This window comes from Streptomyces polyrhachis (genome assembly GCF_042663125.1).
In the GTDB taxonomy this organism is placed as follows: domain Bacteria; phylum Actinomycetota; class Actinomycetes; order Streptomycetales; family Streptomycetaceae; genus Streptomyces; species Streptomyces polyrhachii.
The window spans coordinates 73,116-98,013 of record NZ_JBHSZO010000012.1 but is presented as its reverse complement, the minus strand read 5'-3'; the positions used below and the strand labels follow the sequence as shown (position 1 = coordinate 98,013).

At 74.0% G+C, this 24,898-nt stretch carries 21 protein-coding genes and 1 other RNA gene; 12 read left to right on the top strand and 10 right to left on the bottom strand.

The window, feature by feature from the left end; all coding sequences use genetic code 11:
- Window positions 1–244: 244 nt before the first annotated feature.
- The 3 genes from ACFQLX_RS10215 (at window position 245) to prfB (ending at window position 4,495) form a co-directional block, all read left to right on the top strand.
- Window positions 245–1,969 (top strand): serine/threonine-protein kinase, encoded by a 1,725-nt coding sequence (locus ACFQLX_RS10215; RefSeq protein WP_386413906.1) that lies wholly within the window; start codon window positions 245–247, stop codon window positions 1,967–1,969.
- A gap of 93 nt (window positions 1,970–2,062) precedes the next feature.
- The gene (locus ACFQLX_RS10210) at window positions 2,063–3,373 is read left to right on the top strand and encodes a serine/threonine-protein kinase (protein WP_386413905.1); all 1,311 of its coding nucleotides are present in this window, start codon (window positions 2,063–2,065) and stop codon (window positions 3,371–3,373) included.
- Window positions 3,374–3,382: 9 nt separating this feature from the next.
- Window positions 3,383–4,495 carry a peptide chain release factor 2 gene (gene prfB, locus ACFQLX_RS10205; RefSeq protein WP_386413904.1) on the top strand — a complete coding sequence of 371 codons (1,113 nt, stop codon included), beginning with the start codon at window positions 3,383–3,385 and terminating at the stop codon, window positions 4,493–4,495.
- Window positions 4,496–4,567: 72 nt separating this feature from the next.
- On the opposite strand, the gene ACFQLX_RS10200 is transcribed toward prfB, so the two are convergent.
- From ACFQLX_RS10200 to ACFQLX_RS10160, 9 genes are all read right to left on the bottom strand, one after another.
- A complete protein-coding gene (locus ACFQLX_RS10200; protein ID WP_386413903.1) occupies window positions 4,568–4,762 on the bottom strand; it encodes a hypothetical protein in 195 nt (64 codons plus the stop codon).
- Between the two features lie 182 nt (window positions 4,763–4,944).
- Window positions 4,945–5,313, bottom strand: a transfer-messenger RNA (tmRNA) gene (ssrA, locus tag ACFQLX_RS10195).
- 140 nt (window positions 5,314–5,453) lie between these two features.
- Complete coding sequence (gene smpB, locus ACFQLX_RS10190; protein WP_386413902.1) at window positions 5,454–5,939, bottom strand: SsrA-binding protein SmpB; 486 nt, start codon at window positions 5,937–5,939, stop codon at window positions 5,454–5,456.
- An 18-nt stretch (window positions 5,940–5,957) separates the two neighbouring features.
- The gene (locus ACFQLX_RS10185; RefSeq protein ID WP_386413901.1) at window positions 5,958–7,184 is read right to left on the bottom strand and encodes a S41 family peptidase; all 1,227 of its coding nucleotides are present in this window, start codon (window positions 7,182–7,184) and stop codon (window positions 5,958–5,960) included.
- Window positions 7,185–7,262: 78 nt separating this feature from the next.
- Window positions 7,263–8,183: a permease-like cell division protein FtsX gene (gene ftsX, locus ACFQLX_RS10180; RefSeq protein WP_386413899.1), complete on the bottom strand. Its 921-nt coding sequence runs from the start codon at window positions 8,181–8,183 to the stop codon at window positions 7,263–7,265.
- Between the two features lie 57 nt (window positions 8,184–8,240).
- Window positions 8,241–8,930 (bottom strand): cell division ATP-binding protein FtsE, encoded by a 690-nt coding sequence (ftsE, locus tag ACFQLX_RS10175; RefSeq protein ID WP_386413898.1) that lies wholly within the window; start codon window positions 8,928–8,930, stop codon window positions 8,241–8,243.
- A gap of 185 nt (window positions 8,931–9,115) precedes the next feature.
- On the bottom strand, window positions 9,116–9,361 hold the full coding sequence (locus ACFQLX_RS10170; protein ID WP_386413897.1) for a methylated-DNA--[protein]-cysteine S-methyltransferase: 246 nt from the start codon (window positions 9,359–9,361) through the stop codon (window positions 9,116–9,118).
- 182 nt (window positions 9,362–9,543) lie between these two features.
- Complete coding sequence (locus ACFQLX_RS10165; protein WP_386413896.1) at window positions 9,544–11,325, bottom strand: serine/threonine-protein kinase; 1,782 nt, start codon at window positions 11,323–11,325, stop codon at window positions 9,544–9,546.
- Between the two features lie 89 nt (window positions 11,326–11,414).
- Entirely contained in the window at window positions 11,415–12,668 is a 1,254-nt protein-coding gene (locus ACFQLX_RS10160; RefSeq protein ID WP_386413894.1) for an MFS transporter, read from the bottom strand.
- A 228-nt stretch (window positions 12,669–12,896) separates the two neighbouring features.
- Between ACFQLX_RS10160 and ACFQLX_RS10155 the strand changes: the two genes are divergently transcribed.
- The 7 genes from ACFQLX_RS10155 (at window position 12,897) to ACFQLX_RS10125 (ending at window position 22,066) form a co-directional block, all read left to right on the top strand.
- A complete protein-coding gene (locus tag ACFQLX_RS10155; protein ID WP_386413893.1) occupies window positions 12,897–14,285 on the top strand; it encodes a nitrate/nitrite transporter in 1,389 nt (462 codons plus the stop codon).
- Window positions 14,286–14,444: 159 nt separating this feature from the next.
- Window positions 14,445–15,614, top strand: a complete 1,170-nt coding sequence (locus ACFQLX_RS10150; protein ID WP_386413892.1) for a uroporphyrinogen-III synthase — start codon at window positions 14,445–14,447, stop codon at window positions 15,612–15,614.
- Window positions 15,615–15,698: 84 nt separating this feature from the next.
- Window positions 15,699–16,256 (top strand): sigma-70 family RNA polymerase sigma factor, encoded by a 558-nt coding sequence (locus ACFQLX_RS10145; protein WP_386413891.1) that lies wholly within the window; start codon window positions 15,699–15,701, stop codon window positions 16,254–16,256.
- On the top strand, window positions 16,253–17,074 hold the full coding sequence (locus ACFQLX_RS10140; protein ID WP_386413890.1) for a zf-HC2 domain-containing protein: 822 nt from the start codon (window positions 16,253–16,255) through the stop codon (window positions 17,072–17,074). Before ACFQLX_RS10145 ends, ACFQLX_RS10140 begins: the two co-directional genes overlap by 4 nt.
- 89 nt (window positions 17,075–17,163) lie before the next feature.
- Window positions 17,164–19,554, top strand: a complete 2,391-nt coding sequence (locus ACFQLX_RS10135; protein ID WP_386413888.1) for a HelD family protein — start codon at window positions 17,164–17,166, stop codon at window positions 19,552–19,554.
- A gap of 401 nt (window positions 19,555–19,955) precedes the next feature.
- Entirely contained in the window at window positions 19,956–21,389 is a 1,434-nt protein-coding gene (locus tag ACFQLX_RS10130) for an NAD-dependent malic enzyme (protein ID WP_386413887.1), read from the top strand.
- A 395-nt stretch (window positions 21,390–21,784) separates the two neighbouring features.
- Complete coding sequence (locus ACFQLX_RS10125; protein ID WP_386413886.1) at window positions 21,785–22,066, top strand: HU family DNA-binding protein; 282 nt, start codon at window positions 21,785–21,787, stop codon at window positions 22,064–22,066.
- Window positions 22,067–22,143: 77 nt separating this feature from the next.
- Here ACFQLX_RS10125 and murA read toward each other — a convergent pair whose 3' ends face one another.
- Window positions 22,144–23,481 (bottom strand): UDP-N-acetylglucosamine 1-carboxyvinyltransferase, encoded by a 1,338-nt coding sequence (gene murA / locus ACFQLX_RS10120; protein ID WP_386413885.1) that lies wholly within the window; start codon window positions 23,479–23,481, stop codon window positions 22,144–22,146.
- Window positions 23,482–23,762: 281 nt separating this feature from the next.
- Here murA and ACFQLX_RS10115 point away from each other — a divergent pair, with 281 nt between their 5' ends.
- Both ACFQLX_RS10115 and ACFQLX_RS10110 read left to right on the top strand, forming a co-directional pair.
- On the top strand, window positions 23,763–24,368 hold the full coding sequence (locus ACFQLX_RS10115) for a YqgE/AlgH family protein (protein WP_386413884.1): 606 nt from the start codon (window positions 23,763–23,765) through the stop codon (window positions 24,366–24,368).
- A gap of 78 nt (window positions 24,369–24,446) precedes the next feature.
- Window positions 24,447–24,743 carry a DUF3039 domain-containing protein gene (locus ACFQLX_RS10110; protein ID WP_386413883.1) on the top strand — a complete coding sequence of 99 codons (297 nt, stop codon included), beginning with the start codon at window positions 24,447–24,449 and terminating at the stop codon, window positions 24,741–24,743.
- Window positions 24,744–24,898: the final 155 nt, after the last annotated feature.

Genomic DNA, 24,898 nt, shown 5'->3' with positions numbered 1-24,898 from the left:
GGACACGGCGGACACCGGGGTGCGACCGCGCGGGCAACCAACCGCCGCCGCCAGGCGTCCTCTCCATGCCACCCTGCTTCCCGCAGGGCCTTCCCATGGGTCGCACATCAGTCCGGCCAGGGGGAGGCGCACGGCTACAGTGGAGCCCTCGGAGGCTGTCGGACCGCCTCCCAGCAGGGCACGGGGACGACAGTCACCAGCGACGGTCACCAGCGACAGTCATCAGCGACAGGGAGCACATGACGTGCGGCCGGTAGGAAGCAAATACCTTCTCGTGGAGCCGCTCGGCCGCGGCGCCACCGGCACCGTCTGGCGTGCCACCGGGACCGCCTCGCCGGAAGGCGCCGCCCCCGGCGACACGGTGGCGATCAAGGTCCTCAAGGAGGAGCTGGCGAGCGACCCGGACGTGGTCATGCGCTTCCTGCGCGAGCGCTCCGTCCTGCTGCGCCTCACCCACCCCAACATCGTGCGCACCCGCGACCTGGTGGTCGAGGGCGATCTGCTCGCGCTCGTCATGGACCTGATCGACGGCCCGGACCTGCACCGCTACCTGCGCGAGAACGGCCCGCTCACCCCCATCGCCGCCGCCCTGCTCACCGCGCAGATCGCCGACGCGCTGGCCGCCAGCCACGCCGACGGCGTCGTGCACCGCGACCTCAAGCCCGCCAACGTGCTGCTCGCCGGGAGCGACGGCGCCGGCGGCCGACTGCACCCGATGCTCACCGACTTCGGCATCGCCCGCCTCGCCGACTCCCCGGGCCTGACCCGCACCCACGAGTTCGTCGGCACCCCCGCCTACGTCGCCCCCGAGGCCGCCGAGGGCCGCCCGCAGACCTCCGCCGTCGACATCTACGGCGCGGGCATCCTGCTGTACGAGATCCTCACCGGCCGCCCGCCCTTCGCCGGCGGCTCCGCGCTGGAGGTGCTCCACCGCCACCTGCAGGAGGAGCCGGTCCGCCCGGGCAACGTCTCCGAGCCGCTGTGGACGGTCCTGCAGGCCTGCCTGAGCAAGGACCCCGCCCGCCGCCCCGGCGCCGAGAGCCTGGCCCGCGCCCTGCGCACGGTCGCCGCCGGCAGCGGCGCCTCGTCCACCCCCGAGCAGATCAACGCCGCCCTGGGCGTCGCCGCCCTGCTGGTCCCGGACGCCTCGCCGACCTCCGTCCCCGGCAGCGCCGCCCTGGGCCCGGTGGGCACGGCGGACCCCACGCAGGTCCTCCCCACGCGCGGCCCGGCCGGCTCCGAGGACCGTACGCAGATGATGTCCGCGTACGGCGCCCCGCCCACGTACGACCCGAACGCGGCGACCGGCTCCGTGCCCGGCGGCCCGGCCGGCGACGACGGCCGCACCCGGCTGCTGCCGCCCACCCCCGCGGAGCCGCAGGGCCCGCACCCCTGGGCGACGCAGATGAACGCGGCACGCGACCGCAACGAGGCGACCCAGCAGCTGCCCTACGACCCCGACCAGGACCCCCTGCGCCGCCGCCCCCAGCGCCGGAGCCAGCGCGAGCAGGGCGGGTACGGCGGCCGCTCCTCCTACGAGCAGGGCTACGAGCAGGGCTACGAGCAGGGCCGCCCCCCGGCCGCCCCCCAGCGCCGCCGCGAGCCCCAGCGCCCCGCCCCCCGGCAGTCCGCGCCCCCGCAGCAGCGCCCCTCCGCGCCGCCCCCGGCCGCCCCGCCGCCCGCGCAGCCGCGCCGCGAGCGTGGCGCTAACCCCAACCGGATGCGCATCCCGGGCCTGGGCTGCCTCAAGGGCTGCCTCTTCCTCGTCCTGCTCTTCTTCGTGGGCGGCTGGGCCGTGTGGGAGCTGACGCCGCTGCAGGACTGGGTGGCCGAGGGCAAGAGCTTCTGGCAGCAGCTCGGCGACACCTACACCCAGGTCAAGGACTGGCTCGCGGAGCTGGCCGACCTGCAGGAGAAGGCCGGCGACGTGAAGGAGGGTGTCGAGGGCGGCGCCCCCCAGGCGCCCTGACCGGCGGCGACCTTGGTGATTTATCGACACCCACGGGTTGTTTAGCCGGGACCGCGTCCCCCAACCCGCCCCCGGCCGCGTACTTTTGTCGCCATGGCACGGAGAATCGGCAGCCGGTACACCGCCAACCAGGTGCTCGGCCGGGGAAGCGCGGGCACGGTCTGGCTGGGCGAGGGTCCGCAGGGGCCCGTCGCGATCAAGCTGCTGCGCGAGGACCTCGCGGAGGACCGCGAGCTGGTCGACCGCTTCGTCCAGGAGCGCAGCGCCCTGCTCGGGCTCGACCACCCCCGCGTCGTGGGCGTGCGCGACCTGGTCGTCGACGGCAACGACCTGGCGCTGGTGATGGAGCTGGTGCGCGGTACGGACCTGCGCACCCGCCTGGACCACGAGCGCCGCCTCACCCCCGAGGCCGCCGTCGCCATCACCGCCGACGTCGCCGACGCCCTGGCCGCCGCGCACGCCGCCGGCGTCGTGCACCGCGACGTCAAACCGGAGAACGTCCTGCTGGACTCCGCCGCCCCGACCGGCCCCGGCGGCGCCCCGCCCGCCCTGCTGACGGACTTCGGCATCGCCAAGCTCATCGACGCCCCCAGCCGCGCCCCCCAGCCCACCCCCGGCGGCGTGCGCATCCCTTCCCAGCGCCGCGTCATCGGCACCCCCGACTACCTCGCCCCCGAGCTGGTCGAGGGCCTCCCGCCGCGCGCCGCCGTCGACATCTACGCCCTCGCCACCGTGCTGTACGAGCTGCTGGCCGGCTTCACGCCCTTCGGTGGCGGCCACCCCGGCGCCGTACTGCGCCGCCATGTCACGGAGAGCGTCGCCCCGCTGCCCGGCATCCCCGACGAGCTGTGGCAGCTGATGCTCCAGTGCCTGGCCAAGGCCCCCGCCTCCCGGCTGCGCGCCGCCGAGCTGGCCGCCGCGCTGCGGGAGGTCCTGCCCGACCTGCGCGGGATGCCGCGCCTGGACGTGGACGAGCCGCACGAGCCGGAGGCGCCGGCCGCCCTCCCCGAGCAGCGCTACGAGCCCCGCCCCGGCGCCCGGGGGTCCGGCGGGCGGCCGCCGCGCGGCGCCGTCCCCCTCGTCCCCCTCGCGCACGGCTCCGCCCCCGACTCCAACCGCGACACCCACACCAGCATGCGCGTCCCCACCCCCGAGGCGCTGGCCGGCGGCGCCCTGGGCACCGCCCGCGTCCCGCGCGTCCCCGGCCGCCCGCGCCCCGGCTCGGCCCGCCACCGCACCGCCGCGCGCAGCCGCCGGATGCGGCTGGGGGCCGCGGTCGGCGTGGTCGCGCTGACCGCGGCGCTGCTGGGCTGGCTGGCCACGGACAGCGACGCCCACTCCGGCCCGGGGGGCCCGTACCCCCGCAGCAGCCCGGCCGCTCCGCCCGCCCCCGCCAGCAGATAGGCTGTCAACGTGGCAGTACCTGATTTCGCCGAAGCGCTCAAAGACCTCCGGACGACGATGGAGTCGATCGTCGCCGTCCTCGACCTCGACACACTGCGGGGTGAGGCCGCCGCGCTTGAGGAGCGGGCAGCCGACCCCGGACTCTGGGACGACCCGGAGAACGCCCAGAAGACCACCAGCAAGCTCTCCGCCGTGCAGGCGCAGATCCGCAAGGTCGAGGAGCTGGCCGCCCGGATCGACGACGTCGAGGTCCTGCACGAGCTGGCCGAGGCCGAGGACGACGCGGACTCCCTGCAGGAGGCCGAGCGCGAGCTGCGGGCCGCCCGCAAGGACGTGGACGAGCTGGAGGTGCGCACCCTCCTCTCCGGGGAGTACGACCCCCGCGAGGCCATGATCACGATCCGTGCCGAGGCCGGCGGCGTCGACGCCTCGGACTTCGCCGAGCAGCTCCAGCGCATGTACCTGCGCTGGGCCGAGCGCAAGGGCTACCCGACCGAGGTGCTGGACACCTCCTACGCGGAGGAGGCCGGCATCAAGTCGACGACCTTCGCGGTGAAGGCCCCCTACGCCTACGGCACGCTCTCCGTCGAGCAGGGCACGCACCGGATGGTGCGCATCTCGCCCTTCGACAACCAGGGCCGCCGCCAGACCTCCTTCGCGGGCGTGGAGGTGCTGCCCGTGGTGGAGCAGACCGACCACATCGAGATCCCGGAGAACGACATCCGGATCGATGTCTTCCGCTCCTCCGGCCCCGGTGGCCAGTCCGTGAACACCACGGACTCCGCGGTCCGCATCACGCACCTGGAGACCGGCATCGTGGTCTCCTGCCAGAACGAGAAGTCGCAGATCCAGAACCGCGCCGCCGCCATGCGCGTCCTGCAGGCCCGCCTGCTGGCCCGCCGCAAGGAGGAGGAGCAGGCCAAGATGAACGCCCTCAAGGGCGACACGGCCGGCTCCTGGGGCAACCAGATGCGCTCCTACGTCCTGCAGCCCTACCAGATGGTCAAGGACCTGCGCACCGACCACGAGGTCGGCAACCCGCAGTCCGTCCTGGACGGCGAGCTGGACGGCTTCCTGGAGGCGGGCATCCGCTGGCGCAAGCAGCAGGAGAAGGAGGCGTAGGCCCCCGCTCCCGTACGCACGTGGAGGGCCCCGGCTTGTCGAAGCCGGGGCCCTCCACGCGTTCGGTACGTCCTACGCCGCCTGCTGCTCCAGGTACAGCACCGCCGTCAGCGCCGCCAGCAGGCCCAGCAGCCACAGCAGCAGCGCGGGGCTCAGCGTGAACCCCGACTCGCGCCGCAGGCGCTCCCTGCTCGCCCGGCAGACCCGGCAGCGGCCCTCGCTCACGGGCCCCGCGCAGTTGGCGCACACCAGCCAGTCGCTTGTCATGCGCTCTCCTCCTCCCGCCCCGGTCCCCGACGTCCTGTCCCTCTACTGTGCCAGGTCGCCGCGAATCCAGCGCGCGCCCGGTACACCCGGTACATCAGCCCCCGGCACGGGCGGCGGGCCGGGACAACGAGAAGCCCCCGGCCTGCGATGGCTCGCAGACCGGGGGCTGCCCGACATGGTGATGGTGGAGATGGCGGGAATCGAACCCGCGTCCAACGGTGCGGAATCAGGGCTTCTCCGTGTGCAGTCCGCTTCGATTTTCTCGGCCCCGGAGATCACGCGGACAAGTCTCCGACGGGCTCAGTCACTGTTGGATTTCCCTCTTCACCCCGTGACCGGGATCAAGGTTTAGTCCCCTAGCTGATGCCAGGATCCGGGTCGGGAACAGCCCCGGGCTGACACTTCGCAAGTCGCTACTTAGGCAGCGAGGGCGAAGGAATCGCGCTTGGTGTTGGCGATTATTGTTTGCGACATATGGTTTACGAGATCATTGCCGCTTCCTCGACACGCTTCCCCTGCTTCGACAGCCGCTGTCGAAACCGATCATCCCCATGTTGTTTTTTCAAACCGGCGGTCTCGGACGGGAGACACCGGAGGCGCACCGCGACGGGTGCCCCTCCATCCTACGGGAACCACCCCGCCGGATGCCAGATCATTTAATGGAGCTCACACCGCGCGCACCGGGCCGGTCCTACGCCCGCTGCCGGCGCCGGGCCGCCGAGACCGCCTTGTCCGTCTCGCGGCGGTCCTGCTTCTCCCGCAGGGTCTGGCGCTTGTCGTACTCCTTCTTGCCCTTGGCGAGCGCGATCTCGATCTTCGCGCGGCCCTTGTAGAAGTACAGCGCCAGCGGCACGATCGTGTGCGCCGCCTCCTGCGACTTCGCCCCGAGCTTGTCGATCTCCGCGCGGTGCATCAGCAGCTTGCGCCGGCGGCGGGCGGAGTGGTTGGTCCACGTGCCCTGGGCGTACTCGGGGATGTGCACGTTGTGCAGCCACGCCTCGCCGCCGTCGATCTGCACGAAGCCGTCGGCCAGGGAGGCACGCCCCTGGCGCAGCGACTTCACCTCCGTGCCGGTCAGCACGAGGCCGCACTCGTAGGTGTCGAGGATGAGGTAGTCGTGTCGCGCACGCTTGTTCTGCGCGATCAGTTTGCGGTCCGGGTCCTTTTGCTTAGCCATAGCGCGGCCATTCTCGCACTACGCACCCGCCCCCAGGCCACCCAATACTTTCCTCGCCTCGGCCTCCGCGTCCGAGCCCCGCCCGACCAGCAGGTCGGGCTCCACCCCGGAGCCCTCCAGCGTCCGCCCGGAGGGGGTGCGGTACTGCCCGACGGTCAGCTCCGCCACCGAGCCGTCGGGCATCGCCCGGGGCAGCTGTACGGAGCCCTTGCCGAAGGTGCGGCCGCCGACCACGATCGCGCGGCCCCGCTCCTGCAGGGCGCCGGTGAGCAGCTCGGCGGCGCTCATCGTGCCGCCGTCCACCAGGACCACCAGCGGGGTCGCGGTGTCGCCGCCGGGCTCGGCGTAGAGGGCGTGCTGCTCGCCGCGCAGGTCGTAGGTGGCCACCACGCCGTCGTCGAGGAAGGCGGAGGCGGCGCCGACCGCCTCGGTGAGCAGCCCGCCGGCGTTCCCCCGCAGGTCCAGCACGATGCCGGGCGACGCCTCGCGGGACAGGGCGCCGCGGGCGGCCTGGCGGACCCGTTTGCCGCTGCCGCGGGTGAAGGACTCGACCTTGATGACGGAGGGGCCGGCGCCGCGCCGCACCGTCACGGGCTCGACGGTCAGGCGCTCGCGGTGCAGGACGTACTCCCGGCGGCCCTGGCCGGGGCGCTGGACGAGCAGGGTGACGGGGCTGCCCGCGGCGGCGGGGGCGCCGCCGGCGGCCCGCAGCCGGGCGACGACCTCCGTGACCGGGCGGCCCGTGACGTCCGCGCCGTCGATGGCGTGCAGCCGGTCGCCGGGGCGGATCCCGGCGCGGTCGGCGGGGGCGCCGGGCTGGACGCGGGTGATCTGGACGCGCCCGCCCCTGGTGCGTACGACCCACAGGCCGACGCCGGTGTACCGGCCGTCCAGGGACTGGCGCACGTCCTCGTACTCGCCCGCGCTGTAGGCCGCCGACCAGCGGTCGCCGCTGCGGCTGACCAGCTCGCGGGCCGCCGGCTCGCCGCCGTCGGCGCCCTGCCCGCGGCCCTGGTCCGCGTAGGGCACCCGGGGCGGGCCCTGCTCGCCGCCGCCCAGCAGCCGCATCGCGCGCCGGCCGTCCTCCGCCCAGGAGCCGCCGGCGGCCCCGAGGCCCAGCACCCCGGCGAGGGCGAGCGACAGGGCGGTCGCCCGGCGTACGCGGCGCGGGCGGCGGAGCCGCCGGGGGCGCCGGGGACCTGCCGCCGGCAGCGCGCCCCGTACACGGGCAGACAGTCCGGACATGGCGCCGAGTCTAGGGCAGCGGGCTGTGTCCCAGGGAGGGTTGACGGGAGCGGGGCCCGGGTACGGCGCCCGCCCTGCTCACACCTTCAGGTACTTGCGCAGCGCCACGAAGGCTGCCATGGCCGGCATCAGCAGGCCGACGGCGAGGACCAGGGGGAGGACCTTGACCACCTCGTCCCAGCCGATGAAGTGGATCAGCGGCAGCTTCTCGGCGAGGGACATGCCGTGGTCGATGAGGAAGTACCGGCCGCCGACGAGCATCAGGCAGGCGAAGCCGGCGCCGAGCGCGCCCGCGACGGCGGCCTCCATGATGAACGGCATCTGGATGTAGAAGCTGGAGGCGCCGACCAGCCGCATGATCCCGGTCTCCCGGCGGCGGCTGAAGGCGGAGACCCGGACCGTGTTCACGATCAGCATCAGCGCGACGACCAGCATCAGCGCCATGATCCCGATCGCCGCGCGGTTCATGCCGTACAGCAGCTCGAAGAGGTTCTTCAGCAGATTGCGCTGGTCCTGGACCTCCACGACGCCGGGGCGGTCGGCGAAGGCGCTGGAGACCACCTTGTACTGGGTTGGGTCCTTCAGCTTGACGCGGTAGGACTCCTGCATCTGGTCCGAGGTGATGGAGTTGGCCAGCAGCGAGTCGCCGAACTGCTCCTTGTAGTGCTTGTACGCCTCCTTGGCGGTCTCGTGGTGCACCGACTCGACCAGGTTGTCCATCTTGTCGAGGTCGGTCTCGATCGCCTTCTTCTGGCCGTCGGTGATCGCCCCCTTCCCGCAGCGCGGGGAGGACTCCTGGTCGGCCTTGTTGCAGAGGTAGATCGAGACGTTGACCTTGTCGTACCAGTACCCCTTCATGGCGTCGACCTGCTTGCTCAGCAGGAGCGCCGCCCCGAAGAGGGCCAGGGACAGGGCGACGGAGACGACGACCGCGAAGGTCATGGTGAGATTGCGCCGGAGACCGGTGCCGATCTCCGAGAACATGAACTGGGCGCGCATGCCCGTCCTTTCGGCTGGAGCTGGAACTGCTGGCGGGGACCCGGGGACCCTGAGGACTCAGTGCTGGTATCCGTAGACGCCGCGCGACTGGTCGCGTACCAGGTGGCCCTTCTCCAGCTCGATGACGCGCCGGCGCATCTGGTCGACGATCTGCTGGTCGTGGGTGGCCATGATCACGGTGGTGCCGGTCCGGTTGATGCGGTCCAGCAGCTTCATGATGCCCACCGAGGTCTGGGGGTCCAGGTTTCCGGTGGGCTCGTCCGCGATCAGCAGCATGGGGCGGTTGACGAAGGCGCGGGCCACGGCCACGCGCTGCTGCTCGCCGCCGGACAGCTCGCCGGGCATCCGGTCCTCCTTGCCCGCCAGGCCGACGAGGTCGAGGACCTCGGGGACGGTCTTGCGGATCTGGCCGCGCGGCTTGCCGATCACCTCGAGGGCGAAGGCGACGTTCTCCCCCACGGTCTTGTTGGGCAGCAGCCGGAAGTCCTGGAAGACGGTGCCCAGCTGGCGGCGCATGTGGGGCACCTTCCAGTTGGAGAGCCGGGCCAGGTCCTTGCCCAGGACGTGGACCTGGCCGTGGGTGGTGCGCTCCTCGCGCAGGACGAGCCGGAGGAAGGTGGACTTGCCGGAGCCGGAGGACCCCACCAGGAACACGAACTCGCCTCTCTCGATGTCGAGAGACACGTCCCGGAGTGCCGGGCGGTTCTGCTTGGGGTAGATCTTCGTGACGTTGTCGAATCGGATCACGGCGCTGGCTCCCTGTCGGTCGCTGGCGACCCTACGCGAAGCGTGGGGGGCGGCGCAGCGGGCCTGAACGGTTGGTGCGTTTCCTCACGTTTGCCCATCGGACATTTCCGGCACCGGCTCTCGGTGCCCACGGACGGTGACCGGCTCCTCCCCGTCCTGGCAGCGCAGCAGTCGCAGGTACGCCGTCACCGGGACGCCTCCTGCGGCAGGGGCGGCGGGAGGGCCAAGGGCCTGCCGGCCTCGTGGGCGAGGAGGCGGCGTTTGACGTCGAGGCCGTAGTAGTAGCCGCCCAGGGTGCCGTCCGAGCGGCGGACGCGGTGGCACGGCACGATCAGCGGCACCAGGTTCTTCGCGCAGGCCGCGCCCGCGGCCCGGGCCGCGTCCGGGCGGCCGGCGCGCAGCGCCGAGGGGGGTCGGCACCGTGGTGGCATCCATGAGGACATGCCTTTCGGGCGGAGAGCGGGTACGCGGAGGTCCGCTGACCACCCCGGCGGGCGCTGCTCACGCGCCCGCGCCGGGTGTGGCCTCGTCGCGGCACTCCGGCATTCTTCGTCCGCCCGGATCCGCCCGGATCCGCCTGTCCGGCAGGAATCCGACGTTCAGCAAGCGCGGCTCAGGAGTCCCTGGTGAACGTCATGTCCGCTTTCGAGCCGTCCGGCCACTCGCGGCGCAACTGGCTGCTGCTCAGCGCGGTGAGCGTGGTGGCCGGGTCGGCGGAGCAGGCGGAGGCCGGGTCGGCCTGGGTGAGGGTGGCCGTGCCCAGGGTGAGCGGGGCGCCGGGGGAGCCGGCCTTGGCGAGCGGGGCGGTCCAGACGCAGGTGTACGTGGCGCCCAGCAGGCCGCTGCCCGTGCCGGTGATGGTGACCACCGGCTGGCCGATCCCGCCCTGGACGATGGAGAGGCGGCGGCTGTGCGAGGCGAGGAGCGCGCTGGAACTCCCGCTCCAGGTGCCGAGGAAGGCGGCCGGTACGTCCGCCGCGGCCGGCTCGAAGCTCGGCGCCACCTCGCCGGGGTCGACGGGGCGCGGGGGCGGCGGGGGAGTCGCGGCGGGGGAGGCGCCGGGGGAGCCGGGGGCGGGCGCCTTGCCCCCGGGCGCGGTGGTGGCGGGGGCGCCGGACGGCGGGGGCGTTCCCGTAGCGCCGCGCGGCGGGGTCGCGGGGGCGCCGGGTTTCTTCGTACCCCCCGGTGAGGCGCTGGACGAGGGGCCGGCGTCGGCGCCGGCGGAGACGGCGTGGCGGCCCTGGGTGCGCGTGTCCGGGTCGCCGGAGTCGCCGACCTCGTCGGCGGTGAGGTAGACCGCGCCCCCGCCGAGCAGGGCGACCGCCGCGACGGCCGCCGCGACGAGGGCCAGGCGGCGCGAGCGGCGCCGGGGGCGCGCCCGGCGGCGGTCCGCGGGGGCCGCACCGCCGGCCTTGCCAGCGGTGCCGGAGGACGCCGACGCGGCTTGCGCGTCCGGTCGTCCGCTCTCACCGGACCCGCCCGCCTGCGGCGCCTCGACCTCCAGCAGCCGCACCGCGTGCCGCCCCAGCCGGGCCAGCACCCCGCCCGGCAGCCACGGCTCGCCCCCCGCCCCCGGGCGCGGCGCCCGGGCCAGCGCCACGATCTCCTCCGGCGTCGGACGGGCGGCGGGGTCCTTGGCCAGGCAGCTCGCGACCAGCGGATGGAGCTGCGGCGGGACGCCGGAGAGGTCGGGCCGCTCGTTGGCGATGCGGTACATCAGCGCCATCACCCCGCCCTCCGGGGTGCCGAACGGCATCCGCCCCGAGGCCGCGTAGACCAGCACCGCGCCGAGGCTGAACACGTCGCCGGCGGGCGTCAGATGCTCGCCGCGCACCTGCTCGGGCGACATGAAGGCGGGGGAGCCGACGGCCATGCCGGGGCGGGTGACGGCGTCGGCGCCGGTGGCGTGCAGGGCACGGGCTATGCCGAAGTCGATGACGCGGGGGCCGTCGAGGGTGAGCAGGACGTTGGACGGCTTGAGGTCGCGGTGGATGATGCCGGCCGCGTGGATCGCCTGCAGGGCGCGGCCCAGGCCGGCGGCGAGGACCCGCAGCGAGTGCTCGGGCAGGGGGCCGTGGTCGTGGTCGACGATGTCCTCGAGCGCGGGGCCGGCTATGTAGCCGGTGGCGACCCAGGGCACCTCGGCCTCGGTGTCGGCGTCCAGTACGGGGGCGGTCCACTCGCCGCCGACGCGGCGGGCGGCCGTCACCTCCTGCCGGAAGCGGGTGCGGAACAGGGGCTCCTGGGCGAGCTGCTCGTGGATCAGCTTGACGGCGACGGTACGGCCGAGGTCGGAGCGGGCGAGGTAGACCCGTCCCATCCCGCCCGCGCCGAGCCGACCTATGAGGCGGTACTCACCGATGACCCGCGGGTCCTCGGACTCCAGGCTCTGCATGACCGAACGCCGTCCTCCCCGTTGCTCCTCACCCGCGACCGGGACGACGGCCGCGGGGGCGGCCCGCGATGACGGGTGGGGCCGAAGGGTCAACTTTGCAGGGGTACCGCCCGCTCGTGCAAGCCACGCAGCGTGAGGGAGGTTGCCGCCGCGGTGATCGCGGCGGCCGGCGGCAGCCAGTAGCCGGCCGCGGCGCCGGCGGCGTGCTCCACCACCCAGCCCCCGGCGGCCGAGCCGGCGGCGATCCCGCCGAGGATCGCGGTCACCGAGACCGTCATGCCCTCGTTGAGCCGCTCCGGCGGGGTGAGGCGCTGGACCAGGCCCATCGCGGTCACCATCGTCGGGGCGGTCGCCATCCCGGCCAGCAGCAGCGCGGGGGCGAGCGCCGCCAGACCGCCGAGGGAGGCCGCGAGCAGGGGGGTCGAGGCCAGCAGGGCCATCGCCGCCAGGCACCACCGCAGTCGTACGGCGGGATCGGACGCCGGCCGCACCAGCCCGTACAGCAGCCCCGCCGCGCAGGAGCCGGCCGCCTGCAGGGCCAGCACCCAGCCGGCCGCCGAGGGGCTGCCGGCCGCGTCGGCGTAGGCGATCGTCACCACCTCCGTCGAGCCGAAGAGCACCCCCGTCGCGGCGAACACCCCCAGCAGCGGCGGCATTCCGGGCGCGCGCAGCGGCGCGGGCGCGCGGGTACGGGCGGCGACCGGCGGCTCGGTGGAGCGCTGGGCGGCGAAGAGCAGCACGCCGGTGAGCATCAGCAGCGCGGCGGTGAGCGTGCCGGCCTCCGGGAAGAGCGCCGTGCACAGGAAGGCCGCGAGCACCGGGCCGCCCAGGTAGCAGACCTCGTCGGCGGCCTGCTCGAAGGCGTTCGCGGTGTGCAGCGCGCCCGGGTCCTTGCGCAGCAGGTGCGCCCAGCGGGCGCGGGACATCCCGCCGGTGTTGGGGGTGGCGGCCATCGCGGTGTAGGAGGCGAAGAGCGTCCACGGCGGCGCGTGCAGGTGGACGCAGGCGGTCAGGGCCAGCGCGCCGCAGGTGGCGACCACCGTGGCCGGTACGGCGGTACGGGCCTGCCCGCGCCGGTCCACCGCCCGCGCGATCAGCGGGCCGGCGAGCGCGTTGGCGGCGAGGCCGGTGGCGGCCACCGCGCCGGCGAGGGCGTAACTGCCGTACCCGGCGGCGATCATCATCACCGTACTGATGCCGAACATCCCCATGGGGAGCCGGGCCAGGAGGTTCCACGCGGTGAAGGCACGGGCGCCGGGGACGGCGAAGATCCGGCCGTAGGACCGCAGGCCCCCGGCGGGGCGGGTCGCACGGGCGGGGGCCGTGTCACGGGGGGTGCTCATGATCGCGCCATCGTGCCCGCAGCGCGGGCGCCGCGGCAACGGGATTCCCGCGCCCTCACCCCGCCCTCCTGCCAAAGGTGAGCGCACGGTTGCGTACGTGTCACCTCCGGCCACGCGGGGGGAAACGCCGCGTCCCTACCGTCGCGTTCATCGGCAGCACCCCAACAGAACCCCGACAGCACCCCCGTCAGCAGGCAGACGGTCGACAGGCAGCAGGGAGGCACGGCTATGACGGCGACGAGCAGCAGGCCCGCCGCACGTGGCGGCAAGCGGTGGATCGAGACCTGGGACCCGGAGGACGGGCGCTTCTGGGCGGAGAAGGGCCGGCGGATCGCCCGCCGCAACCTCCTCTACTCCGTCCTCGCCGAGCACATCGGCTTCTCCGTCTGGACGATGTTCTCCGTGCTGGCCCTCTTCATGGGCCCGCAGTACGGGCTCACCCCGGCCGACAAGTTCTTCCTGGTGGCCATGGCCACCCTGGTCGGCGCCGTCGTCCGCGTCCCGTACACCTTCGCGGTGGCCCGCTTCGGCGGCCGCAACTGGACGGTCGTCAGCGCCACCCTGCTGCTGGCGCCCACCATCGCGCTGGCGGTGGTGATGGAGCCGGGCACCTCCTACGGCACCTTCCTGGCGGTGGCGGCGCTGGTCGGCGTCGGCGGCGGCAACTTCGCCTCCTCGATGACGAACATCAACTCCTTCTTCCCGCTGCGCGAGAAGGGCTGGGCGCTGGGCCTGAACGCGGGCGGCGGCAACATCGGCGTCCCCGTGGTGCAGCTGCTCGGCCTGCTGGTCATCGCCCTGGCCGGCGCCGGGCAGCCGCGCGTGCTGCTGGCGGTCTACATCCCGCTGATCGTGCTGGCCGCCGTACTGGCCGCGCTGCGGATGGACAACCTCGCGCCCGTACGCAACGACACCGGCGCCGCCCGCGAGGCCGTCCGCGATCCGCACACCTGGATCATGTCCTTCCTCTACGTCGGCACCTTCGGCTCCTTCATCGGCTACAGCTTCGCCTTCGGACTGGTGCTGCAGAGCCAGTTCGGCCGCACCCCGCTGCAGGCCGCCTCGCTCACCTTCGTCGGACCGCTGCTCGGCTCGCTGATCCGCCCGGTGGGCGGGCGCCTCGCCGACCGCTTCGGCGGGGCGCGCATCACGCTGTGGAACTTCCTGGGCATGGCCGCCTTCACCGGGCTGGTCGTCACCGCCTCCGTACAGAAGTCGCTGCCGCTGTACCTGGCCGGCTTCATCCCGCTGTTCGTCCTCACCGGGCTGGGCAACGGCTCCACGTACAAGATGATCCCCGGCATCTACCAGGCCAAAGCCCTGGCCAAGGGCCTGCGCGGCGAGGCGGCGGCGGCCTACGGGCGGCGGCTCTCCGGCGCCTCGATGGGCCTGATCGGCGCGGTCGGCGCGCTCGGCGGGCTGGGCATCAACCTCGCCTTCCGCCAGTCCTTCCTGAGCGCCGGCAACGGCACCATGGCCTGCGTGGGCTTCCTCGTCTTCTACGCGCTGTGCTTCGCGGTGACGTGGACCGTATACCTGCGCAGGGCACCGGCCCCGGCCGTCGGCGGGGAGCCGCGGTCCCAGACGTCCCACCAGCCCGCCTACGCACAGGTGTGAGGCCGGTGGGGCCAGTGTGGCCGCAGCAGGCGGCGCGCACCGCGTAACGCACGGGAAACGCGGGTGAACCGCGCACGTCACCGGAGCCCGGCAGGATCCGGAGGGGACACCCTCGGATCCTGCCGGGCCGCACCGGGGCAGCGAGGTGGGACAGGAGCCATGCACACACCGCACGAAGCCGAAGGCGCCACCGGCACGGCCGCGCCCGTCAAACCCCTCGCCGGTTTCACCGTCGGGGTGACCGCCGCCCGCCGCGCCGAGGAGTTGGGCACCCTGCTCCAGCGGCGCGGCGCCGCCGTCCTGCACGCCCCCGCGCTGCGCATCGTGCCGCTGCCCGACGACACGGAGCTGCTGGCGACGACCAAGCAGCTCATCGACCACCCTCCGCACCTCGTCGTCGCCACCACCGCCATCGGCTTCCGCGGCTGGGTGGAGGCGGCCGGCGGCTGGGGGCTGGGGGAGGAGCTGGTGGCGTGCCTGGCGGGGGTGCGGCTGCTGGCGCGCGGCCCCAAGGTGCGCGGCGCGATCCGGGCCGCCGGGCTGACCGAGGAGTGGTCCCCGGCCTCGGAGTCGATGGCCGAGGTGCTGGAGCGGCTGCTGGCGGAGGGCGTCGAGGGCCGCCGGGTCGCCCTGCAGCTGCACGGGGAGCCGCTGGGCGGCTTCACCGAGACGCTGGAGGCGGCCGGCGCGCAGGTCGTCGCGGTGCCGGTCTACCGCTGGATGCCGCCGGAGGACCTCGCCCCCGTCGACCGGCTGCTGGACGCCGTCCTCGCCCGCTCCCTCGACGCGGTGACCTTCACCTCCGCCCCCGCCGCCGCGAGCCTGCTGGAGCGCGCCGCGCACCGGGGGCTGCGCGAGGAGCTGCTCGGCGCCCTGCGCCAGGAGGTGCTGGCGGCCTGCGTCGGCCCGGTCACCGCGCTGCCGCTGGAGCGCTACGGGGTGCCGACCGTGCATCCCGAGCGCTTCCGACTGGGCCCGCTGGTCCAGCTGCTCACCCTCGAACTCCCCGGCCGGGTACGCCCGTTGCAGGTGGCGGGGCACCGCCTGGAGGTACGCGGCCAGGCCGCCGTGGTGGACGGCGAACTGCGGCCCGTACCCCCCGCCGGCATGGCGCTGCTGCGGGCCCTGGCCCGCCGGCCCGGCTGGGTCGTCGCGCGCGCGGAACTGCTGCGCGCGCTGCCGGGCACCGGGCGCGACGAGCACGCGGTGGAGACGGCGATGGCCCGGCTGCGCACCGCGCTGGGGCGCCCGAAGCTGATCCAGACGGTGGTCAAGCGCGGCTACCGGCTGGCGCACGACCCCTCGGCGGACGGCAAGTACGACGGATAAGTCCCCCTGATCGCCCGGGTGTCGAGACTTTTCCCGGCCCCCGGCGTACCACCCGGCGGAGAGGTCTCGACCCGGAGGTGAGCCGTGCGCCAGGATGCCTCCGTGGACGAACGGCCGTACGACTCCCTGCCCGGATTACCGGACGAGGAGCTGATGCGCGCCCTCTACGAGGAGCACGCCGCCCCCCTGCACGCCTTCGCCCTGCGCCTCGTCGCCGGCGACCGCCACCGCGCCGAGGACGTCGTCCAGGAGACCCTGCTGCGCGCCTGGAAGAACGCAGACCACCTGCGCGGCGCCACCGGCTCGCTGCGCCCCTGGCTCGTCACCGTCGCCCGGCGGATCGTCATCGACGGCCACCGCAGCCGCACCTCGCGTCCCCAGGAGGTCGACCCCGCCCCCCTGGCCGCCGTGCCCGCCGCCGACGAGATCGACCGGGTGCTGCGCCGGATGACCCTCGCCGACGCCCTCGGCGACCTGACCGCCGCGCACCGCCAGGCGCTGATCGAGACGTACGTCAAAGACCGTAGCGTGCAGGAGGCCGCCGAGGCGCTGCGCGTACCGCCGGGGACGGTCCGCTCGCGGGTCTTCTACGCCCTGCGCGCCCTGCGACTCGCGCTGCAGGAACGGGGGGTGGAGGCATGAGCGGGCACGACGGGCCCGCGCACACCGACGTCGGCGCCTACGCCCTCGGCCTCCTCACCGGCGAGGAGGCCGACCGCTACGAGGCGCACCTCGCCGGCTGCGCGCCCTGCGCGGCGGAGCTGGAGTCCCTGCTGGGCACCGCCGGGGTGCTGGCCGAACTGGGGCCGGGCGCACCCGAGTTCGAGCCCGCCCCGCCGGCGGTGCTGCGGCGGGCGCTGGACGCCGATGGGGCGCGGCGGCGCACCGCGCGCCGCCGGGGGCTGGCGCTGGTGTGCGCGGCCGGGGTGCTCGTCGTGGGCGGCCCGCTCGCGACGGGGCTGCTACTCGGCGGCGGCGAGGCCCGTACCGGACCGCCCCGGGCCCGCACCACCGCCACCGCGGCCCCCACGCCCCCCACGCCCTCCACCGCTACCGACTCCGCCCGCCTGCTCTTCGAGCACGGCGGCCTGCCCAGGGCCACCGCCACCGACCCCGCCACCGGCGTCACCGCCACCGTCGCCACCGCCGCCGGGCCCTGGGGCACCAGCGCGGTGCTGGAACTGCGCCACGTCACCGGACCGCGCACCTGCGCCCTGATCGCCGTCGGCCGCGACGGCCGCGAGGAGACGCTGGCGACCTGGAGCGTCCCGGCGGGCGGCTACGGCACCGGACCCGGCACCGAACCCGGCGCCCGCCCCGGCCCGCGCCCCGGCTCCCAGGACGCCGCCGCCCTCTACGTCCAGGGCGGCGCGGGCCTGGCGCCGGAGCGCATCGCGCGCTTCCTGGTGCGTACGCCCGAGGGAAAAGTGCTGGTCTCCGTCCCGATGCCACCCCGTTGACACGCGCTGAAACCCCCTCCCCCCGCTGGCTCCCCCGGTGCGGATCGCGTACGGTGGACGGCTGCCCAATCCGTACGAAGGGGGACGCGTTGGCCGCGCAGGGTGTCAGAGCGTCGAACGGTGCAGCCGAGTCGGCGCGCGACCGTGAGATCACCTCGGAACAGGACCACCTGGACCGGGTCTACGACCGCCTGGAGGAGAAGATCCACGAGGCGGAGTTCCTCATGGACGACGCCGCCAAACGCGGCCACGTCGGCACGCCCGGCGCCCTCGCCGAGCGCGACGCGCAGGTCTTCCGCGCCGGCGTCCACCTCAATCGGCTCAACAGCGAGTTCGAGGACTTCCTCTTCGGCCGCATCGACCTGCTGCGCGGCAAGGACGGCGTCCGCGGCGCGGACGGCGCCATGACCTCCGTCGAGCCAGCCGACGACGCGGTGGCCGACGGCCGTGCGGAGATCTCCGAGACCCTGCACATCGGCCGCCTGGGCGTGCTGGACGCCGAGTACTCGCCGCTGGTCATCGACTGGCGCGCGCCCGCCGCCGCGCCCTTCTACCGCTCCACCCCGCTGGCCCCCGGCCGCGTGGTGCGCCGCCGGGTGATCCGCTCCAAGGGCCGCCGGGTGCTCGGCGTCGAGGACGACCTGCTGCGCCCCGAGCTGCGCGCCACCCTGGACGGCGCCGAGCTGCCGGTGATCGGCGACGGCGCGCTGATGGCGGCGCTGGGCCAGGCCCGCACCCACTCGATGCGCGACATCGTCTCCTCCATCCAGGCCGAGCAGGACCTGGTCATCCGCGCCCCCGCCGCCTCCGTCACCGAGGTCGAGGGCGGCCCCGGCACCGGCAAGACCGCCGTCGCCCTGCACCGCGCCGCGTACCTGCTCTACCAGGACCGCAGGCGCTACGCCGGCGGCATCCTCATCGTCAGCCCCACCCCGCTGCTCGTCGCCTACACCGAGGGCGTGCTGCCCTCGCTCGGCGAGGAGGGCCAGGTCGCGATCCGCGCCATCGGCTCGCTGTACGACGGCGTCCCGCACGTCACGGCCACCGGCTACGACGAGCCCGCCACCGCCCGGGTCAAGGGCTCGGGCCGGATGACGACGGTGCTGCGCCGGGCCGCGCGCGGCGCGATCGAGCAGGCCCGCCCCGCCCGGGCGGCCACCCCCGGCGGCGGCCTGCGCGTCGTCGCCTTCGGCGCCCGCGTGGAGCTGGACGAGGGCGACCTGCGCCGCGTCAAGCAGTCCGCCCTGGGCGGCACCGCCCCCCTCAACCTGCTGCGCCCGCGCGCCCGCCGCCTGCTGCTGGACGCCCTGTGGACCAGGTCCGGCGGCCCGCGCCGCCACCTCGACCCCGAGCTGGCAGCCGAGGCCCGCCGCGCCTTCGACGAGGACGTGTCCGACGAGGACGCCTTCACCGCCTTCCTCGACGCCTGGTGGCCCGAGCTGACCCCCGCCGGCGTGCTGGCCGCGATGGCCGACGAGCGCTCCCTGCACCGCTGGGCGCGGCGCGTCCTGCGCCCGGAGGAGGTGCGCCTGCTGCACCGCTCCCTGGCCGCGCTGGTACGGGGCGGCCAGGAGGCGGCGCAGCCCGCGTACTCCGTGCACGACATCGCCCTCCTGGACGAGCTGCAGGCGGTCCTGGGCGTCCCCGCCCTCCCGAGGAAGCCCCGCGAGGCCGACCCGCTCGACCAGCTCACCGGCCTGGAGGAGCTGATGCCCGGCCACGCCGCCGAGATCCGCCGGGAGCGCGCCGAGCGGCTGGCGGAGGAGCGCCGCGAGTACGCGCACGTGATCGTGGACGAGGCGCAGGACCTCACCCCGATGCAGTGGCGGATGATCGGCCGCCGGGGCCGCCACGCCACCTGGACGGTCGTCGGCGACGCCGCCCAGTCCTCCTGGCCGGAGCCCGAGGAGGCCGCCGAGGCGCGCCGCGAGGCCCTGGGCAGCCGCCCGCGCCGCCGCTTCGAGCTGACGGTGAACTACCGCAACCCGGCGGAGGTCGCCGAGATCGCCGACCGCGTCCTGGCCCGCGCCATGCCCGGCAAGGTCCCCCCGCGGGCGGTGCGCTCCACGGGCCTGGAGCCGCGCTTCACCACCGCCCCGGACGCCCCGGGCGCGCTGGGCGCGACGGTGCGGGCCGAGGCCGAGCGGCTGCTCGCGGAGGTCGACGGCACGGTCGGCGTGATCGTGGCCATGGACCGCCGCGCGGAGGCCGCCGGCTGGCTGGCGGGTCTGGGCGAGCGGGTGGTGGCGCTGGGCAGCCTGGAGGCCAAGGGCCTGGAGTACGACGCCACGCTCGTCGTCTCCCCGGCGCGGATCGCCGGCGGTGAGGGCGCCGCCGGGAAGCCGACCGAGGGCACCCCGACCGGCCTGCGGGTGCTGTACGTGGCCCTGACCCGCGCCACCCAGCGCCTCACGGTGGTCTGCGACCCCGCCCTCGACGCCCCCGACGAGCAGGGCGTCCCCCACCTCCTGCGGACGTAGGGCCGCGGGAGGACCCCACCCACGGCGAAGGGCGCCTCTCCCCGGGGGAGAGGCGCCCTTCGCCGTGAAGTCGATGACACCGACCCGCCAGCTCGCCTCGCGGCAAAAGGCCGCTCGCAGCGGCAAAGGTTGGGCCCGGGGGCATGGATCGAGCCGGTGTCACCACCAGCCTAACAAAGCTGCCCCGAAAGGCCATTCCAGTCCCAGAGGTCCCTTGCCCCGGTCCGCGTTCCCCCTGCGTACGACGCCCTGCGGGCTCCCGGCGCCGACGTGCGAACCGGACCCGTTACCGCGTACCGGCCAGTAGGTGCGACGATCGGCAGACATACGAACGAAAGCCGCCGCGGCTTTCCGCAGCCGCCGCGGAGCAGAAGCAGACAGAAGCGAAGAGGTATCACCGCATGGCAACCGCGCCGAGCGTCTCGTACTCGATCACGGTCCGACTGGAGGTCCCGGCCGGCGGGACGGCGGTGAGCCAGCTCACCTCGGCCGTGGAGTCCTCCGGCGGCCATGTCACGGGCCTCGACGTCACCGCCTCCGGGCACGAGAAGCTCCGCATCGACGTCACCATCGCCGCCACCAGCACCGACCATGCCCAGCAGATCGTGGAGAAGCTCCGCGGCATCGAGGGCGTGCAGGTCGGCAAGGTCTCCGACCGGACCTTCCTGATGCACCTCGGCGGCAAGATCGAGATGCAGTCCAAGCACCCCATCCGCAACCGCGACGACCTCTCCATGATCTACACCCCCGGCGTCGCCCGGGTCTGCCTGCAGATCGCGGAGAACCCCGAGGACGCCCGCCGCCTGACCATCAAGCGCAACAGCGTCGCGGTGGTCACCGACGGCTCCGCGGTGCTGGGCCTGGGCAACATCGGCCCCAAGGCCGCGCTGCCCGTGATGGAGGGCAAGGCGGCCCTCTTCAAGCGCTTCGCCGGCATCGACGCCTGGCCGCTGTGCCTGGACACCCAGGACACCGACGAGATCGTTGCCATCGTGAAGGCGATCGCCCCGGGCTTCGCCGGGATCAACCTGGAGGACATCTCCGCCCCGCGCTGCTTCGAGATCGAGGCACGGCTGCGCGAGGCCCTGGACATCCCCGTCTTCCACGACGACCAGCACGGCACCGCGATCGTGGTGCTGGCCGCGCTGACCAACGCGCTGCGGGTCGTCGGCAAGGGGATCGGCGAGGTGCGGGTGGTGATGTCCGGCGCCGGCGCGGCGGGCACCGCGATCCTGAAACTGCTGCTCGATGCGGGGGTCAAGCACGCCGTCGTGGCCGACATCCACGGTGTGGTGCACGCCGGGCGCGCGGACCTGGTGGACGCCGACGAGTCCTCCGCACTGCGCTGGATCGCCGAGAACACCAACCCCGACGGCGTCACCGGCACCCTGAAGGACGCGGTGCGCGGCGCGGACGTCTTCATCGGCGTCTCCGCCCCCGACCTGCTCGGTGGTGAGGACGTGGCCGCGATGGCCGAGGGCGCGATCGTGTTCGCACTCGCCAACCCGGACCCGGAGGTCGACCCCTCAGAGGCCCGCCGCACGGCCGCCGTGGTGGCCACGGGCCGCAGCGACTTCCCCAACCAGATCAACAACGTGCTGGTCTTCCCCGGCGTCTTCCGCGGCCTGCTGGACGCCCACTCGCGGACCGTCAACTCCGACATGATGCTGGCCGCCGCCCGCGCCATCGCCGACGTGGTGGCGGACGACGAGCTGAACGCGAACTACATCATCCCGAGCGTCTTCAACGACCGCGTCGCCCCCGCCGTGGCCGGCGCGGTCCGCGAGGCCGCGAAGGCGGCGGGCGTCACCGAGCAGCCGACGATCCCGGACTAAGACCGACCGGCACATGCGGGGGCGGCGTCGCGGGGTCCGGCAGGCGCGTCTGCCGCGTTGTGGTCGGTCGCCAGGCGCCGGTCGGTCCAAGGGCGCACCGGGGCCCCGGGGTCCGTACGCCCCAAGGGCCCGGGGATGATTCGTCCCGGCGCGTCGCCCGCTCCGGGGCCCGAGAGGGCGCCATAGGGTGACTCGGTCGGACAGACGAGGGCCGCCGGATTGGCTTTCCTGCCGCAGGTGGGTGCAGGATGCTTCTGCCGATGGCCGGAAACGGCCGAAAAGCCCGCCCCGGTCCGGGGGCTGTCAGAGGGCCCTGGCAGCATCGGTGTCGCCGTGCCCGACACGGCGCTGCCGCATGGCACGGCGCATAGGCAAGATGAACACGGGAGTTAGATATGAACCGCAGTGAGCTGGTGGCCGCCCTTTCCGAGCGTGCCGAGGTGAGCCGCAAGGACGCCGACGCCGTTCTGGCCGCCCTCGCCGAGGTTGCCGGGGAGGTCGTCGCCAAGGGTGACGAGAAGATCACCGTCCCCGGTTTCCTCACCATCGAGCGCACCGCGCGTGCCGCTCGCACCGCGCGCAACCCGCAGACCGGTGAGCCGATCGACATTCCGGCCGGCTTCAGCGTGAAGGTCTCCGCGGGCTCCAAGCTCAAGGAAGCCGCCAAGGGCAAGTAAGGCGCCAGGCAGAAGGACCCGCCTCCCCCGTCCGCGGACGGGGGAGGCGGGTCCTTCGCGTACGGTCCCCGCGGCCGCTACCCGGCCGAGGGCAGCGCCACGTTCGCGCCCAGGTCCGCCAGCTTCGCCATGAAGTTCTCGTAGCCGCGGTTGATCAGCTCGATGCCGTGCACCCGCGAGGTGCCCTGCGCGGCCAGCGCCGCGATCAGGTACGAGAAGCCGCCGCGCAGGTCCGGGATGACCAGGTCGGCGCCCTGCAGCTTGGTCGGGCCGGAGACGACCGCCGAGTGCAGGAAGTTGCGCTGGCCGAAGCGGCAGGGCGTACCGCCCAGGCACTCGCTGTAGAGCTGGATGTGCGCGCCCATCTGGTTGAGCGCGGAGGTGAAGCCCAGCCGCGACTCGTAGACCGTCTCGTGCACGATCGACAGGCCCGCGGCCTGCGTCAGCGCCACGACCAGGGGCTGCTGCCAGTCCGTCTGGAAGCCCGGGTGGACGTCCGTCTCCAGCGCGATGGCGTTCAGCGGGCCGCCCGGGTGCCAGAAGCGGATGCCCTCGTCGTCGATCTCGAAGGCGCCGCCGACCTTGCGGTAGGTGTTGAGGAAGGTCATCATCGAGCGCTGCTGCGCCCCGCGCACGTACACGTCGCCGCCGGTCGCCAGCGCCGCCGAGGCCCAGGACGCCGCCTCCAGGCGGTCCGGGAGGGCCTTGTGGTTGTAGCCGCCCAGGCTGTCGACACCGGTGATCCGGATGGTCCGGTCGGTGTCCATCGCGATGATCGCGCCCATCTTCTGCAGCACGCAGATGAGGTCCTCGATCTCCGGCTCCACGGCCGCGTTGGACAGCTCGGTGACGCCCTCGGCGAGCACCGCGGTGAGCAGCACCTGCTCGGTCGCGCCCACGGAGGGGTACGGCAGCGCGATCTTCGTGCCGCGCAGCCGCTGCGGGGCCTCCAGGTACTGGCCGTCGTCGCGCTTCTCGATCGTCGCGCCGAACTGGCGCAGCACGTCGAAGTGGAAGTCGATCGGCCGGCCGCCGATGTCGCAGCCGCCCAGGCCGGGGATGAAGGCGTGGCCGAGGCGGTGCAGCAGCGGGCCGCAGAAGAGGATCGGGATCCGCGAGGAGCCGGCGTGCGCGTCGATGTCCGCGACGTTGGCGCTCTCGACGTGCGAGGGGTCGAGCACCAGCTCGCCCGGCTCCACTCCGGGGCGGACGGTCACCCCGTGCAGCTGCAGCAGACCGCGTACGACACGCACGTCGCGGATGTCCGGCACGTTGCGCAGCCGGCTCGGGCCGCTGCCGAGCAGCGCGGCGACCATCGCCTTGGGCACGAGGTTCTTCGCGCCGCGGACGTGGATCTCGCCCTCCAGCGGAGTGCCGCCGTGGACAATCAGTACGTCGTCGGGGACTGAAGTCATTGAGACTCGCGATCACAGGTGGACGGGCGGGGGGACAGTGGGAAATGCTAATCCGTCCCGCACCCCCTTCCGTAGGGCCCGGGGCGCTACGGGTCGGTCATGAATTCGCTACAGAACCCTGTGTTGACGGCCCCGTCGCACTGGGTGAGCGATTCCGGCCGTGGTACGCACCTGCGGCCCGTACCCGCCGGAACGTCTCCTTCCGCTCTGGCGGGAGTCCTTTGCCGTATCCGTACGGCGGTTGACTCCCCCCGCGCCCCGATCTGCGGGATCATGGGGTCATGACGGAGGTGTCATCGCTCACAGGCCGGCTGCTGGTGGCCTCCCCCTCCCTGGCCGACCCGAACTTCGCGCGGGCGGTCGTGCTGCTGCTGGACCACGACGGCGACGGCGCGCTCGGCGTCGTGCTGAACCGCCCCACGCCGGTCGGGGTCGCCGACGTACTGGAGCCCTGGGCGCGGCTGACCGGCAGCCCGGACGTCGTCTTCCAGGGCGGCCCGGTCTCGCTGGACGCGGCGCTGGGGGTCGCGGTGGTCCCGGGTGGTGCCGACAGGGCCGGCGGTACTGACAGGGCCGGCGGTGCCGAGGAGTCGGCGGTGCTGGGCTGGCGGCGTATCCACGGCGCGATCGGCCTGGTGGACCTCGACGCCCCGCCGGAGCTGCTCGCCGCCGAGCTGGGCACCCTGCGCATCTTCGCCGGCTACGCGGGCTGGGCGCCCGGCCAGCTGGAGGAGGAGCTGGCCGAGGGCGCCTGGTACGTGGTGGAGTCCGAGCCCGGCGACGTCTCCTCCCCGGCGCCCGAGGGCCTGTGGCGCGAGGTGCTGCGCCGCCAGCGCGGGGAGCTGGCCATGTTCGCCACGTACCCGGACGACGCCGGCCTCAACTGAGTGCCCCGCAGGCGTCCGCGGCCGTCCGCCGCGGCCCGCACGGTCCGCCCCGGCCTGCCCGGCGGTACCCTGGCCGACATGAGCACCCCACTCTCCGAGCCCGAGCGCGGCACGGGCACCGGCACCCTCGTCGAGCCGGTACCGCAGGTCTCCCACGGCGACGGCGACCACGAGCGGTTCGCCCACTATGTCCAGAAGGACAAGATCATGGGCAGCGCGCTGGACGGCACGCCCGTCGTGGCGCTCTGCGGCAAGGTCTGGGTCCCCAGCCGCGACCCGAAGAAGTACCCGGTCTGCCCCATGTGCAAGGAGATCTACGAGTCCATGGGCGCCGGCGGCGGCAAGGGCAAGGACGGCAAGGACGGCAAGAAGTAGCTCCGGCGGCCCGGGGCCTGTTCTGCGCCCCGGGCCCCGAAGTCTCGGACGCCCGATCGAAGTGCTCTCCCGATCGTGTGATGCGCGGGCACACGACCCCCGCGGCGTCCGAAGTGCTGGCAGCCTGGCGGTCGCATCGGACCGATGCGACCGGC

Bases quoted from the DNA above. Each gene is read 5' to 3' on its own strand.
- ACFQLX_RS10210 (WP_386413905.1), top strand. From the start codon at position 2,063: ATGGCACGGAGAATCGGCAGCCGGTACACCGCCAACCAGGTGCTCGGC.
- ACFQLX_RS10200 (WP_386413903.1), bottom strand. From the start codon at position 4,762: ATGACAAGCGACTGGCTGGTGTGCGCCAACTGCGCGGGGCCCGTGAGC.
- smpB (WP_386413902.1), bottom strand. From the start codon at position 5,939: ATGGCTAAGCAAAAGGACCCGGACCGCAAACTGATCGCGCAGAACAAG.
- ACFQLX_RS10185 (WP_386413901.1), bottom strand. From the start codon at position 7,184: ATGTCCGGACTGTCTGCCCGTGTACGGGGCGCGCTGCCGGCGGCAGGT.
- ftsX (WP_386413899.1), bottom strand. From the start codon at position 8,183: ATGCGCGCCCAGTTCATGTTCTCGGAGATCGGCACCGGTCTCCGGCGC.
- ACFQLX_RS10170 (WP_386413897.1), bottom strand. From the start codon at position 9,361: ATGCCACCACGGTGCCGACCCCCCTCGGCGCTGCGCGCCGGCCGCCCG.
- ACFQLX_RS10165 (WP_386413896.1), bottom strand. From the start codon at position 11,325: ATGCAGAGCCTGGAGTCCGAGGACCCGCGGGTCATCGGTGAGTACCGC.
- ACFQLX_RS10160 (WP_386413894.1), bottom strand. From the start codon at position 12,668: ATGAGCACCCCCCGTGACACGGCCCCCGCCCGTGCGACCCGCCCCGCC.
- ACFQLX_RS10155 (WP_386413893.1), top strand. From the start codon at position 12,897: ATGACGGCGACGAGCAGCAGGCCCGCCGCACGTGGCGGCAAGCGGTGG.
- ACFQLX_RS10150 (WP_386413892.1), top strand. From the start codon at position 14,445: ATGCACACACCGCACGAAGCCGAAGGCGCCACCGGCACGGCCGCGCCC.
- ACFQLX_RS10140 (WP_386413890.1), top strand. From the start codon at position 16,253: ATGAGCGGGCACGACGGGCCCGCGCACACCGACGTCGGCGCCTACGCC.
- ACFQLX_RS10130 (WP_386413887.1), top strand. From the start codon at position 19,956: ATGGCAACCGCGCCGAGCGTCTCGTACTCGATCACGGTCCGACTGGAG.
- ACFQLX_RS10125 (WP_386413886.1), top strand. From the start codon at position 21,785: ATGAACCGCAGTGAGCTGGTGGCCGCCCTTTCCGAGCGTGCCGAGGTG.
- murA (WP_386413885.1), bottom strand. From the start codon at position 23,481: ATGACTTCAGTCCCCGACGACGTACTGATTGTCCACGGCGGCACTCCG.
- ACFQLX_RS10115 (WP_386413884.1), top strand. From the start codon at position 23,763: ATGACGGAGGTGTCATCGCTCACAGGCCGGCTGCTGGTGGCCTCCCCC.
- ACFQLX_RS10110 (WP_386413883.1), top strand. From the start codon at position 24,447: ATGAGCACCCCACTCTCCGAGCCCGAGCGCGGCACGGGCACCGGCACC.